8 protein-coding genes are annotated in these 14,001 nt (G+C 36.2%); 6 read left to right on the top strand and 2 right to left on the bottom strand.

All coding sequences use genetic code 11. The features are described 5' to 3' along the window. Positions 1–67: 67 nt before the first annotated feature. Positions 68–5,104 (top strand): hypothetical protein, encoded by a 5,037-nt coding sequence (locus tag BC781_RS11840; RefSeq protein WP_109617818.1) that lies wholly within the window; start codon positions 68–70, stop codon positions 5,102–5,104. A 73-nt stretch (positions 5,105–5,177) separates the two neighbouring features. Continuing rightward, the gene (locus tag BC781_RS11835) at positions 5,178–6,044 is read left to right on the top strand and encodes a toxin-antitoxin system YwqK family antitoxin (protein ID WP_109617816.1); all 867 of its coding nucleotides are present in this window, start codon (positions 5,178–5,180) and stop codon (positions 6,042–6,044) included. 78 nt (positions 6,045–6,122) lie between these two features. On the opposite strand, the gene BC781_RS11830 is transcribed toward BC781_RS11835, so the two are convergent. Then, positions 6,123–6,626, bottom strand: coding sequence for a hypothetical protein (locus BC781_RS11830; RefSeq protein ID WP_109617814.1), 504 nt, complete (start codon positions 6,624–6,626; stop codon positions 6,123–6,125). A gap of 190 nt (positions 6,627–6,816) precedes the next feature. Further along, positions 6,817–8,808 (bottom strand): OmpA family protein, encoded by a 1,992-nt coding sequence (locus BC781_RS11825; protein ID WP_109617812.1) that lies wholly within the window; start codon positions 8,806–8,808, stop codon positions 6,817–6,819. A gap of 566 nt (positions 8,809–9,374) precedes the next feature. On the opposite strand from BC781_RS11825, the gene BC781_RS11820 reads away from it, so the two are divergent. The 4 genes from BC781_RS11820 (at position 9,375) to BC781_RS11805 (ending at position 13,887) form a co-directional block, all read left to right on the top strand. Next, on the top strand, positions 9,375–10,658 hold the full coding sequence (locus BC781_RS11820) for a serine hydrolase domain-containing protein (RefSeq protein ID WP_109617810.1): 1,284 nt from the start codon (positions 9,375–9,377) through the stop codon (positions 10,656–10,658). Then, positions 10,659–11,678 (top strand): dipeptide epimerase, encoded by a 1,020-nt coding sequence (locus tag BC781_RS11815; RefSeq protein WP_317047236.1) that lies wholly within the window; start codon positions 10,659–10,661, stop codon positions 11,676–11,678. A 4-nt stretch (positions 11,679–11,682) separates the two neighbouring features. After that, positions 11,683–12,864: a C40 family peptidase gene (locus BC781_RS11810; protein ID WP_109617808.1), complete on the top strand. Its 1,182-nt coding sequence runs from the start codon at positions 11,683–11,685 to the stop codon at positions 12,862–12,864. A 228-nt stretch (positions 12,865–13,092) separates the two neighbouring features. Further along, on the top strand, positions 13,093–13,887 hold the full coding sequence (locus BC781_RS11805; protein ID WP_211323751.1) for an alpha/beta hydrolase: 795 nt from the start codon (positions 13,093–13,095) through the stop codon (positions 13,885–13,887). Positions 13,888–14,001 lie beyond the last annotated feature (114 nt).

Below are 14,001 nucleotides of genomic sequence, written 5' to 3'. Positions count from 1 at the left end.
TTTCTTACAGATCTATTTTTAGATTGACAAACCTATTTCGATAATTAAGGTATTCATCTGAACTTACATGCGTGACAGACTCATTAAATCGGTTTTTATTTTTAGCGGACTTTTATTAGTCCATTTCTATAGTTTTGCCCAAAAACCACTTCATAAGCCTTTTACTGAAGTAGATAGTTTTTCTGTAGATACAGATTATCTTTTACAACGTACCTCAAGTCATACTGCAGATACTGTGCGTAATGGTATCCTATTTTTATGGGATTCAGCTTCAACTTTAAGCGCTGAAAACAAAGAGACAATTGTTCGTACTTCTCGAAAAATGTTACAGAAAGGGCTAAAAGTAAATAAAGATCTTGAAAACTACTTTGCCTGTATTGTAAGTGAAAAACTTTCGGATGAACAACGTAAACGCTTTCTGCAAATCGCTGATAGTAGCGTTATGTTTTACCCTACCAAATATTCAAAAGCATTTTTTTCAAAGACCAGACTATTTCTTGAAAAAGAATTACTCTACGAACATCCTTTCAATTCACTGAAAGTAGAAGGCGGGACTTTTGAGTTTAAGCATACGCCTATAGATGCTTTTATATTGCATGATCAACCAATTTCTGAAGCTACAGCAGAGCCTACTAAAGAGGAATGGTTTGATCATTTGGATGAGGAGAAGGATTCAGAAGAGAGCAGTGAGGACAGTGAAGGTTCAGAAGATGAAATAACTGAAGCAGAAGAGGAGGAGGAAGAAGACCCTTGGGCTATGATTGACGATAGTTCTGATGATTCTTCTTCGGATGAGGAAGATCCTTGGGCATCGTTTTTAGGTAATGACGATAGCGATGAGAATGATGATTCTACAGCAGATTGGTCAGATCATTCGTCAGATTGGGGAGAAGAGTGGGAAGGAGAAGATCATTCAAATGTAGAAGAATATAAAGCTCCTGAGGCTTCAGAAGATGATAAGTTTGAAGATTTGGTCAAGCAGTTGATTCATAGAAATGAAGATGATGTAAGCCATTACATTCCAGAAGAACCGCCTTTACCATCTCCATCGGCATCTTTTTTATATATCAGACATGCCAATTTAACGATGGCATCAAAGTATGACACTACAATGCTCGAAGATATTACGGGTTCATTTGAGTTTCATAGTGATACTTTAATTGGAAATGGAGGTCGTTTTACTTGGGAAAATGCAGGCTTGAGTAAGGATTCCGTTTTCTGTGAAATTCCGCACTATGTTCTAAATGTGAAAACACCAGCTTTGGAAGGTCATCATGCCGAATTCCATTATTTAGGTCATGTAGATACCGTTTCGATTGGTTATTTTGAGTATGTTTCTCATCCACTGAACCACAATCCTGAGAAGACTAAATATCCAAGATTCAAGACCTATACGAATGATATTCTAATCCATTCGATAGATAATAATATTCAGATCAGAGGTGGTCTGAGCCTTGAGGGAAAGAATATGAGCAGTCAGTCTTTCGCACAAGGTTCATCTAGGCTACATGTTTATACTGATGATGCAGACTCACTACTTTTTACAGTAAAGACAAAAGAGACATTTACAATAGCAGATTCTATAATCTCGACACCAAAAGGACAGGCTATTTTATATCAGTTTGGGACAGATTCAATTTTTCATCCTGCTACTAAAGTGACTTACGACATTAATAATGAAGTAGCCACATTTCGTAAACCGAAAGGTTTAGATAAAATCATTCCATTCAAATTGTCATATTATGGTTTTGATGTAGATGTAGATCAGATAAAATGGGATTTGGAGGCTGATTCTTTGTCATTCGAGACTTTATATGCCCCAGAAAAGAATCCTGCATCTTTCCAGTCAATGGGATTCTTTAAGCCAGAGCTATTTAGAAGGTTGCAAGGATTACAAAAGCAACATCCACTTCTTTCTACAATCAATTATGTAGAAAAGTCTGGTGAAACGGTTTTCCTAGGCGAAGATTTGGCAAAGGCTAGAGGTTTGAAATATGAGGCTGTAAAAGGAATGCTTCAGTTGATGCACCGAGAAGGTTTAGTTTATTATAGTGAACAAACTGATGAAGCTATAATTACTCCTAAAGGTTATTTCTTTAAGGATGCTTATTTCAGACTCAATAAAATCAAGAGGTCTGATGTTGATTATGACAACATTGAGATTTTTTCAAGTATACCAAATGGACAAAATGCAGTCTATGATCCAGCCGATAGTGCAATCGTAATAAAAGGGGTTGAAAGTTTTCAAGTAAGTGACTCCCTAAAAGTTAGAATCTTACCAGATAGTGGAGAAGTCCGATTGTACCAAGGACAGAATATGCGTTTTGGAGGCGTGATGGTTGCTGGAAATATGATTGTGAGAGGGCAGCTCTTTGATTTTGATTATGACCAGTTTTCAGTAAATCTAGCTGAAGTTGATTCTATTACCTTTCTTGATGAAAATGATAAACAAGCTGAATTCCAAAATCATATCTCTGATACTGGTGGAACACTGTATATCTCATCTCCAGAAAACAAAGCAGGTTTAGTGAAAATGGATGATTATCCAACTTTTGATGCTGATGGAGGAGGTGCAGTGCAATTTGGTCACGAAAGTGTCTTGGACGGAGCTTATGACGAACGTGTACAGTTTGTCATGGACTCATTATCCTTTAATGGAAACAGTGCGATTGAAGACAAATCTTTTGCGGGTACATTTCAGTCTGATGGAATATTCCCTGATTTTGAAGAAGAACTTCGTTTGAATCAGGAAGATCAGAGTTTTGGTTTTGAAAGATCTACACCAGCGGAAGGTTATGATGTCTATAAGGGCAAAGGGCTATTCAAAGGTGATATCGTCATGGACTCTAAGGGACTTCAAGGAAAAGGACAGGTAGAGTATCTAGGAAGTACTTTCCGTTCAGAAGATTTTATCTTTTTCTCAGATTCCATGTTGACGAAGGGTACATCAGCGATGATTGAATCTGATATTCACCCTAGGGTAGAAATGGAAAGTTATCAGATGAAATGGTTGGTTGCAGATGATAGTATGATTTTCCAAACCGAACAAGGAAAACCTTTCTCTTTCTATAATGACCAATTGTATTTCAGAGGAACACTTGGTTTGGTACCCGATAATATTTCTGGGCAAGGAGAAATTGAAACGGATGATTTTTACTTAGGTTCAAAATCATTCCGATTTAATAAGAATGATTATGTGGCTAGCGATGCACTTTTCGAGATCAAATCTAATGACCCGAATTTGCCAGCCATGAGAGGTACTCATGTAAGGGTAGAAAATAATATGATCAATAAATCATCGGTGATTTATGCCGATGAAGCAAGTAATGGTAAACTGACTTTCCCTTTTACACATTACGAAACAGATATCAACAAAGCAGATTGGGATCAAGCCAATAACAAGCTTTACATGGTGGCTGAAGCGGGTAAGAAAGGACAATTCTTATCGACATTTCAAGGGCAAGATTCTTTGTATTTTGAAGGTGGAAGAGCTGAGTATGATTTAAAAGAACACGCTCTGAAAGTTTCTGAGATTAGCGATGTGATTGTAGATCGGACCGAAATAATACCTTCAGATAGTACTGTTACTATTCGTCAAAATGCCAAAATTGATGAAATTGAAGATGCCGTTATCTTAATGAATGTAGATAATAAGTATCACAGGTTCTATAATGCGAAAGTAAATATCTATTCTAAAAACTACTTTGAGGCTTCTGGGAAATACAATTATACTTATGTGCTATATACAGAGTCTGAATTATTCTTAAATAGACTCAAAATAGTAAAGACTGATGAAGATTTAGAAGCAAGGGCATACGGAAAAATTGATGAAAGTAAACCTTTCGAGTTTTTGCCAGGAGTAATGTACTCGGGAGATGTGAAGCTTTCTGAAAACCATCCGTATATGTTCTTCAAAGGAAAAGCAAGATTGAAGTTGAATAGAACTAATAATCCTTGGTTCAACTATATCTGTCAAGATGGTGATACCATAAATCCAATTATGGTCAATGAACAACTGGTTGAAACAAACTTCAATAAGCCTTTGCAAACAGGAATTTGGGTGAGTGGAAAAAAAGATTTGCAGGTTCCTTTCTTAGAATTTGATAATGCTTTATCTAAAATAGACCCTGTATTTACAGTGACAGGACAACTTCAGTATGATCATAAGGCAGAATCTTACGAGATAAAACCTGTAGAAGATTTTCCTGAGGAAGAGATAAGTGATGATATCTACGATTCAAATAACTTATTGAAAAAATATAAATTCGGTCAATACGAAAAATATTTGAGTAAGGAAGAAAGGCTTGAATTTAATGGTGTGATTAACCTTATTCCTCCATCTAAATTGCGAAAGAAAGAAGCGGTTTATAATCTCAAAACAGTAGCCTCTGGTCATCACTATTATGCTGAAGATAGTTTGAGTTTCAGAATGTTCTTAGGCTTAAATATTCGCTTAGATCGTAAGGTTATCAATGAGATGATCAAAGATTTTGGAGTGCAAACAGATATTGAAGCTGATAAACTGATTGATCACAAAACAGATTATTTAAAGAATATAAGACAAGTAGTAGGAGATGATGAATTCCTTTCGATTGCAGAAGATGGGATGAAACTCTATGAATTATTGTCTGATCAACTGCTGATTTCTGAGGCTGAAATGATTTGGTCTGCAGAATACAGCGCATTCCATAACATAGGAAATGTAACGCTTGATGGCTTCTTTTCTAATCCCGTACAACAAAAAGTGATCTCATTTATTGAGATGCCAAAGCGTGAAAAGAATGATATTGCCCATATTTTCTTAAAATCTTACAAGGGGAACTGGTATTACTTCGAAATTGTAAAGGATAAGATCTCGATGTATTCTTCAAATGCACTTGTGAGAGAGTTGATAAAAGGAGATAAAAAAGGAACGGTTAGCCTTGCTAATGTTGATAATGTAAGTGCTTTTGTCAATAATTTCCAAACGCTTTACCAAGAAGAGGATGATGAGATCGATATGATTACAGTTGAAGATTCAGCAATTGATAATCTGGGTGAAGATACCGAAGATCCTATTGATGATCTTCCTGAAGATATGGAAGATGATGGTGATGGATTTTAAGTTATCAACGAATTTTGATATTCGTTTAACTTTGTTTTTAGTAATTTAGGGGATTGAAAATCCTATTAATCATATGAATAGAGTACTGTTCAATCTAGTGACTTTTGGTCTTTTTAGCTTTTTATTATCCAATACAGGATTCGCACAAGATAAGAACGAGACCGTTGAAGAAGATTCTTTAGTTTCTCTTGAACTTGAAGATCAATATTTCAAGCCAACGATTAAGGCAAACCCTGGACTGACCAAAAAGGTTGAAAGGGAAAAAAAGAGAAAGAAGAAGAGAGTATTCTGGGGTATTAAAACCAAGAAAAGATTCACAGCAAACCGATCTGGGGGGAAGGAAACCTTCGAAATTTTTTATGTGCTTCCTTCGTATGAACCACCGAATAAGTATGCTACGAATAAGTTTTACTATAATCATGATAAAAGAGAGATTACCAAAAGTGAATGGACAGATCACAAGTTTGGGATGCCTCTGCACGGACCTTATACTAAAACAGTAGACGGCGATACGGTAGTAACAGGACAATATTATAAAGGAACACGTACTGGACGTTGGATGGTGTACAACTCTGCCCAAGTGGTCTCAGATAAAAAGTATTACTTCAGAGGTTTTCCGAAAGATGCCAAGATAACTTATTATGATACAGAGCTGACAAAGGTTAAGGAGGTGATTCCTTATCAGCATGGAGAGTTGAATGGTGTCTATTTAAAGTACTACAAGACGGGAAGAATACAAGAACGTGGAAAGTACTTAGACGGTAAGAAGGTAGATCGTTGGACAGAATATTACGATCGTTCAGATAAGAAAAGAAGAAAGAAAGAAATCCAGTACACAAAGAGTAATCGCTTGTATCGTGATGGTGAAGTAGAACCTTTTGTGAGGCGAGAGTGGGATGAAAAAGGGAAGTTGATCATCAATAATATTGGAAAAAAGTAGTATTGATTATTATAAATGAAAAAAGATCTAGGTTCAGATATAGAACCTAGATCTTTTTTTTGTAGAAGAAGGGTACAATTATTTTTGGTTAGATGAAATAGGTGTTTGTACCAAAAATCCTGATTTCAATTGTGCTGAAACAAATTCGTCTAATTCAAAGAATCTAACAGCAAGTTTTGGATCAATCTTTTTGATTTTTTTGTAGTATTTTTTTCTGAGTTTAGCTTGTTTAGTTTCAGCAGAAAGAATCCCATAGACCAGTTCATCATTATCTTTTTCGGTCAATGCTTTATCTCCTCGATTCACTAAGGTTTTTAATATTTTCCCTTCAGAACCAATTATGGTAGCTCTATCCTTATCATATTGACTGTAAAGTGCCCAAAACTGATCTGCTTTTTCAACATCTTGGATATTCATATTCTGCTCAAAGAAATCTCTTTTCTCCATTTTCAAAATTTCCTTAAGCATTTTTAGGTCTTCCTTTACGCTCTCTGGCATAGGTTCATTCTGAGCAAAAGTAGGAGTATAGAAAAAGCCTAAAAAGACGAAAGTTAAAGCGATTAGCGTAGTTTGTTTGTTCATTATAAATATATTTTAATGTTTATTGTTTGTATATAAGACTCTATTTAGTTCCAAAAGATAAGAGTTGTAAACACTCATTATAGCTCATTGGGAGTTGTTTGAATATTGTAATACCCCAAAAAATCGAACGAGTGTACTAAAAAAGGAGTTCGATTTCTCAAACTCCTTCATTATCATAGGCTACTTAAGATTAGAATTCTTCAAATTCTTCTTCGTCCGATAATTGTACTGTGGTTCTACGATTCAACTGATGTTCCTCTTCAGTTTGAGCATCATAGATGTAAGGATAGTCTTCACCGTATCCTTTAGCTTTCAGTCTCTTATCGCTTACCCCTCTACTCACAATGTATTCAACGGCTGCTTTCGCTCTATTTTCTGCCAATTTTTGGTTGTGCCTTCTCGAACCTCGTGTATCGGTATGTGAACCTAAAATGATCGTAATATCTGTGTGCTGATTCATGAAAGAAACAAGTTTGTCTAGTTCTTTAGCCGCATCTGGTCGGATACGATAATCATCAAAGTCGTATAAAATATTATTTAAGGTTACTTCTCCTTCAGAAATCAATTCTTCATAGATATCGATAATCATTGGAACCTCAGTATCGAGTGTTATATCAATGATTTTTTCGGGTCTGTCTTTTACTGTTTCTTGTTCTATTTCTTTTTCGGCGGTAGTGTATAAAAGTGAATCGGCAAGGTAACGTTGTTTGATGGCCACTATCGTATATTCAGGTCCCATTTCAAGTTCCTTGTCAAATTTAAAGTAGCCTTTTTCATCAGACTCAGTGAAAGCTACTGCTTCTCCTTTTTCATTGACAAGTTCTAGTGCTACTTCTGGAACGACTAGGGTATCGCCATCGGCATTCTCATTGAAAGTGAAACCTTGTAGGTAATATTTTAGCACTTTGTAATTAGGTGTAGTGTCTGTGAAAAGGTAAATGTCATCATCACCTTTAGCATCACCATCATTTCTATTGGAAGAAAATGCACCATTTTTCTTATCAAAAAAGCAGATTGAAAAGTCGTCAGCTGGAGAGTTGAAGGGTTTTCCCATGTTTTCAACCACAATCTTTTTATCTTTTCTTACTGCCACAAAAAGGTCAAGCCCTCCTAAACCGGGAAGTCCATCTGAAGCAAAATAGAGTTTGCCATCTTTAGCCACATACGGAAACATTTCATTCCCTCTTGAATTAATCTTTTTACCAAGGTTAGTTACTTTTGTCCATTCACCTTTGATGCTTTTACTCGCTTTGAAAATATCTAAACCTCCTAAAGTTCCAGGTCTGTTAGATACAAAGTAAAGTGTTTTTCCATTGGCAGAAAGTGCGGGGCAGCCATTCCAAAACTTAGGATGATTAATAGAAAGCAGTTTTGGCTCACTCCAGTCGTTTCCATCGTAAACAGATTCGTAGAGGTTTACTTCTTTCAAATCATCTTTCTTTTTGCCACTGTTACTTCTCGCAAAAATAACTGTTTTTCCATCCTTACTAAAAGTAGCAGAAGCTTCATGAAATCCTGGAGTATTGATAAGGTCGGATAGTTTTTGAATTTCTCCTTCACACTTTTGTACTTCCTCTAAATCGTGTACGAAAAGGTCCGTATAACCAGCACCATTACCTTCATAAATCATGTCATTATCTCTGGACGCCGTAAATACAACCTTATCATTCCAAAGTGTTGGGGAGAATTCAGCGGCATCTGTATTGATTCCCGAACAATTCGTGATTTCAATAAATGGATCTTCTTTTATGATAGAATGGATCGACTCTGAAAGAAGCTTAATCTCTTTCTTAGTTCTGTAAATTAGCTTGAAATCTTCCCCATCCTTTTTATAAGCTTTAAAGTATTTGACTGCTTTTTCATATTCACCTATTTTCTTGAGACCGTAAGCATAATAAAAGAGGATGTCTTCATCTTGAAAACCATTTTGTATTGCTTTCTTATAATAAGGTACAGCTTGTTCCACTCGGTTAGACAAACGGTAGCATTCTCCGATCTTAAAATTAATCTCCGCTTGTTCTGTGGCTCCCATTTTGGCTGAAGACAGCTTTTTTTCATAAAGAGGAATCGCAGAGTTGTATTCTCCTAACTGAAATTTCTTTTCGGCTATATTTTTACTACCTCCGCAAGCTTGGGCAAGGAACAGCAGAAGTAGACAACATCTGAATAATGGGGTATTCATATTTTAGGTTTTAGTTGTGTTTGGGCTGATTAGGTAAAAGGATTAAGGTCTTTCACTTTGGTATATCTGACTGATATTTGATTAGTTCAAGAATACAAAGATTTATCCTTTCTCTATTCAAAGTAATGAATAACCTTTTTTTAAACTAAAAAAGAGGGCAGCAACCTTTAGGTAAAGAGTAATTACATTTTAATTCCTAAATCTGTTATCAGAATTGTACAATGTTACCTGTGCTTTTTTGCGTGATGAATCCTTCTTTTTCAGTCTCCAAAATATTCATGGATTTCCATATATCCCCGAAAACCGTTACAACACATTTTTAGAGATGTATTACTTTGCTTCTTAAATAGATCAGTAGGTTTTGCGCGTTAGTTAAATAGTGGATAAGTAAATGCATTACTGATAGATCTTAATCAGAATTGAATTTCTATTATGGGGAGGATATTCTCCCCTTTTCTTTTTTTGTTTAGCGTCTATACTTAAGTTGGTATATTCATTTAGTTATGGAAAAGCCTGTAGTGAGTACATGTATTTAACTGCAGGCTCTATTTTTAAATAAAGAGATTATGAGATATATTTTTTTAAGCATGTTAGTTGCCTTCGCAATGTCATGTACTGTTAATCAATCTGAAGAATCCTTGGACCAAACTGAAGCAACATTGAATCCTGCCGAAGAATCATTAAGCCCGCTAGATAAAGAATTAAAACTACAACAAAAGAAATTCGACATTCTTGGAATGAGTGTGGTAGCCATTAAAAATGGAGAAGAGATTTACTCTTTCTATAATGGTTTGGCAGATGAGGAAAGAAAAAAAGCAATCACAGCTGAAACGAAATATCGTGTAGCTTCTATCTCGAAGTACATCGTGACTACAGCTCTGATGAAACTTTATGAGGAAGGAAAGTTTACCTTGGATGAGGATGTGAGTAAATACCTTGGTTTCACTTTGAGAAACCCAAATTTCCCAGAAGAGAAAATCACAATGAAGCATTTGTTGACACATTCTTCTAGTTTGACAGATAGTGATCAATATTTTGATTTCTTAATAGATACTTACCATCAAAAGAATCCTGCAATCACAGAATTATTTGATGGGAAGTCACAGTATTCGAGTGAAGATACTTGGCAAAAAGTGAAGCCGGGAACACATTTCGAGTACTGTAATTTGGCTTTTGGTATCATTGGTAATGTGATAGAAAAGCTTTCAGGAGAGCGTTTTGATGTGTATGTGAAGAAGACGTTGTTAGAACCAATCGGGGTAACAGGAAGCTTTAATGTTGAGGATTTAGAGAATATCGATGAATTGTCTGTTTTATACAGAAGAGAAGATTTAGACCCTAGTAAGAAATGGGTTCCTCAAACTGATAATCACAAAGGTGTACGTCCTGAACCACGTACAGATTTAGAAAATTACGAAATAGGTCATAATGGTGTCGCTTTCGGTCCTCAAGGAAGCTTTAGAGGTAGCGCAGAAGATTTAGCGAAGGTTATGAAGCTTCATTTGCAACAAGGTGAGTGGGAAGGAAAACAGATTTTGAAGCCAGAAACGGTGAGCCTAATGAATGAGTTGCAATGGAAAACAGACGATAAATTGTTTAAAGAAATAGGACTTTGTACACATATTACTGAAGAACTAGTAAAAGGCGAGCGTTTGTACGGACATACAGGCGATGCATACGGTTTGCATAGTATGTTGTTCTTTGATCCTGTTGAACAATATGGCGTAGTTGTGATTGTGAATTCATCTTTAGTAGAAGAAGCACCTTCTAAGTTCTATACAGTAGAAGAAGCTTTAATGAATAGCATAATGGCACATTTGAAAGAAGAGTTGAAAGCAGTTGGTTCTTAGATGATGAAGTTGAAAATATACCCTTATGATCTGCAATTGAAACATACCTTTAAAATTGCCCATGACCAAAGAGATGTGCAAAAATCGGTGATTGTTGCACTCTCTGATGGGACTTATACAGGTTATGGCGAAGCTACAGCCAATAAGTTTTATGGCGTGAGTCAGGAGCAGATCATAAACTCTATAGAAAACATAGAAGAAAAGCTGGCAAAAGTAGAAGACCTTTCGCCAGCTCTTTTTCATCAGCAAATATCGCAGTGGTTAGATGGGCAAAGCTTTCCAATTTGTGCCCTAGACGAAGCCTATCTTGACTTTTACGGAAAGAAGCATCAGAAAAAAACCTATCAACTGTGGGGACTAGAATTGAATCAATTGCCATTGTCGAATTACACAATCGGGATTGGTTCAATTGACGAAATGGTCTCAAAAATGAAAGAAGTGCCTAATCCGATTTATAAAATTAAATTAGGTACGAAAGAAGACATCGAAATTGTAAGAGCCTTGCGTGAGCATACCGATGCCATCTTCAGGGTAGATGCAAACTGTGCGTGGAGTGTTGAAGAAAGCATTGAAAACTCAAAAGTTTTGAAAGACTTAGGAGTGGAGTTGATCGAACAACCGATGCATCCTTCAAATGTAGAAGGAATGAGAGAAGTTTATCAACATTCTCACCTTCCATTGTTGGCAGATGAGTCTTGTATCGTGGAGTCTGATGTAGAAAAATGTGTTGGACAATTTCATGCTATAAATATCAAACTAACCAAATGTGGAGGACCGACAGTTGCGCTTCGAATGATTGAAAAAGCGAGGCAACTTGGTCTAAAAGTAATGGTGGGTTGTATGACAGAATCTTCTGTAGGAATTTCGGCTATAGCCCAACTTTTACCTTTGTTGGATTATGTGGATATGGATGGCGCTTTACTTTTGAAAAATGATCCTGCTAAAGGAGTTTCGGTAATGGATGGGAAAGTACACTTCCCAGAAGTTTTTGGAAATGGTGTTGAACTCGAATTGAATTAATAAAATGAAGAAGCTATTATTTTTTTCTCTACTAATTGCAACACTCTTAGGTTGTCAGCAAACTGAAAAAGAGAAAGAGGAGCTTGCTACTGCTCTCAAGAATATCAAAAGTACCTATGTTCCAGATAGTCGTCTAGGTGTGTTTGACATCAGAGCCGAGAAAATAGAAGGCAAATGGGAAATTGAAGGAAGTACGACTGAGGCAGAAGCACTTGTGGCTTTGGATGAATATTTGTCTGTTTTCTCAAAAGATGTAGCCTTATCGGTTAAGGTATTACCCGATACCGCACTTGGAGAAGAACTTTACGGAGTGATCAATAATTCTGTAATCAATATGCGTGTTCGTCCAGGCTTTTCATCAGGAATGGCAAAGCAAGGTTTGTTAGGTGAAGAAATTGAATTGTTAGAAAAGCAAGGAGGTTGGTATCGTGCAAAAACAACTGATGGTTATATTTCTTGGATTCAGTCAGGAGCATTTACCCGTATGAATGCCGACTCTTTAGCCAAATGGAAAGCAGCTCCAAAGGTAATTTATACCAAAGATTACGGAAACAGTATTTCGGTAGAAAAACCAACGAAACAAGTGAGTGACTTGGTGTATGGAAATATTGTGGCATTGAAGAAAGAAACAGCTTCAGCATATACCATTTCATATCCTGATGGCCGCGAGGCGATCATTTCAAAGAAGGAAGCTGTTCAGTTAGATCAATGGTTAGCTAGTCGAAATTTGAATAAAGAAAACCTGTTGGAAACGGCTAAAACGTTTATGGGAGTTCCTTATCATTGGGGTGGTAATTCTTATAAAGGTGTCGATTGTAGTGGTTTTACACGTTCAGTTTATTGGATGAACGGATTGGAATTGCCTCGTGATGCTTCATTGCAAGTATTTGAAGGCGTTGAAATCGATACAGCGAATAACTACGTGGATTTAGAAGTAGGTGATTTGTTGTTCTTCGGTAGAAGAAAAACAGAAGAGCAGAAGGAAAAAGTAGTGCATGTAGGGATGTGGATTGGCGATGGAAAATTTATCCATTCTCAAGGGCAGGTACGCATTAGTAGTTTTATAGAGGATGATAAAGAATTTGATGAATATAACTTAGGACGTTTTTTAAAGGTAAAACGAATCTTGGGTAATGATCAGAAGAAACTAAGTAAAGAAGTTGTCGCACAACTCTCAGCAAAATAGATCGCACGTTTTTTGGTTACAAGGTAAAACACCTCTTATAGCTGTTCATACAGTTTAGAGGTGTTTTTTATTTTTTATTGGTTACTAGATGTTTAATTGAATATTAAAAGATTATATTAAAACTATATTTCTTTCTAAAATTCAATTTTAACCATGAAAACATTTTTTAAAATATTCAAGTGGACCTTTTTTGTACTAGGTTTTCTGTTTATCTCCTCCATCATTTTTATGCGAACATCGAGAGTGATGGACAAGCAGTTTTTTACAGTTCGTAAAGATTATAGCTATGAAAAAATTCAAAGTGATTTATCTCATCAAGAGTTTTACTTTGAAATGGAAGATGGAGTAAAGCTTCATGGAGCTTTATTTAAACCTGATTCGCTTGAAGCAATTGCGACAATTTTTCATCACCCTGGAAATGGAATGAACATCAACAGAGCCGCAGTTCAGTACAGCTTTCTAATCGAAAGAGGCTATCAAGTTTTTACTTATGAGCGTAGAGGTTTTGCCAATTCTACGGGAGTAGCAGACAACGCACTAGAATTAAAGGACGATGCTTTAAATGTGTTTGACCAATTGATAAAAGAGGAAACTGTAAAAGGTAAGCCTGTCATTCTTTGGGGGCAATCTTTGGGAGGTGCATTTGCGACCATGAATATGGCAGAAAGACATGATTTTGCTGATGGACTCATCGTAGAAGGAACCTTTAATTCATTTAATGCTATAGGGCAACATTATGCAGGAATGGTCAATATGGAAAAGATTAAATGGATGATACCACTTCTTTCTCCGAATGATTATCCAGCAGAAGAAAACATCCAAAAAATTCATAAGCCTGTCGTGGTCATTCACAGTAAAGAAGACAAACAAGTACCTTATGAACTTGGTAGAGCTTTGTACCAAGCCAGTAATAAGGAATCTACTCAGTTTTGGGAAATAGATGGACTTCATATTAATGGAATGAATCAGCGTAGGCAAAAGTATTTGGCACTTTTTGATGAGATGCTACAACCTCACTCTTAATGAATTGAAAGCTTTTAGCATGTAGATTATCTCCAATTCTAGGTGGGATTTAAAGGCAGAAGCAGTTTTTACCCGAATAGATATGCCCACTTACTTTATCAGGTATTCGAGCCT

The sequence above is a fragment of the Sediminitomix flava genome, assembly GCF_003149185.1.
GTDB classification, from domain to species: domain Bacteria; phylum Bacteroidota; class Bacteroidia; order Cytophagales; family Flammeovirgaceae; genus Sediminitomix; species Sediminitomix flava.
The sequence above is the reverse complement of the archived record's forward strand: the minus strand, read 5'-3'. Positions and strand labels throughout refer to the sequence as shown.

Coding starts and splice junctions, on each gene's coding strand:
- BC781_RS11835 (WP_109617816.1), top strand. CDS start 5,178: ATGAATAGAGTACTGTTCAATCTAGTGACTTTTGGTCTTTTTAGCTTT.
- BC781_RS11810 (WP_109617808.1), top strand. CDS start 11,683: ATGAAGAAGCTATTATTTTTTTCTCTACTAATTGCAACACTCTTAGGT.
- BC781_RS11805 (WP_211323751.1), top strand. CDS start 13,093: ATGCGAACATCGAGAGTGATGGACAAGCAGTTTTTTACAGTTCGTAAA.
- BC781_RS11840 (WP_109617818.1), top strand. CDS start 68: ATGCGTGACAGACTCATTAAATCGGTTTTTATTTTTAGCGGACTTTTA.
- BC781_RS11825 (WP_109617812.1), bottom strand. CDS start 8,808: ATGAATACCCCATTATTCAGATGTTGTCTACTTCTGCTGTTCCTTGCC.
- BC781_RS11830 (WP_109617814.1), bottom strand. CDS start 6,626: ATGAACAAACAAACTACGCTAATCGCTTTAACTTTCGTCTTTTTAGGC.
- BC781_RS11820 (WP_109617810.1), top strand. CDS start 9,375: ATGAGATATATTTTTTTAAGCATGTTAGTTGCCTTCGCAATGTCATGT.
- BC781_RS11815 (WP_317047236.1), top strand. CDS start 10,659: ATGATGAAGTTGAAAATATACCCTTATGATCTGCAATTGAAACATACC.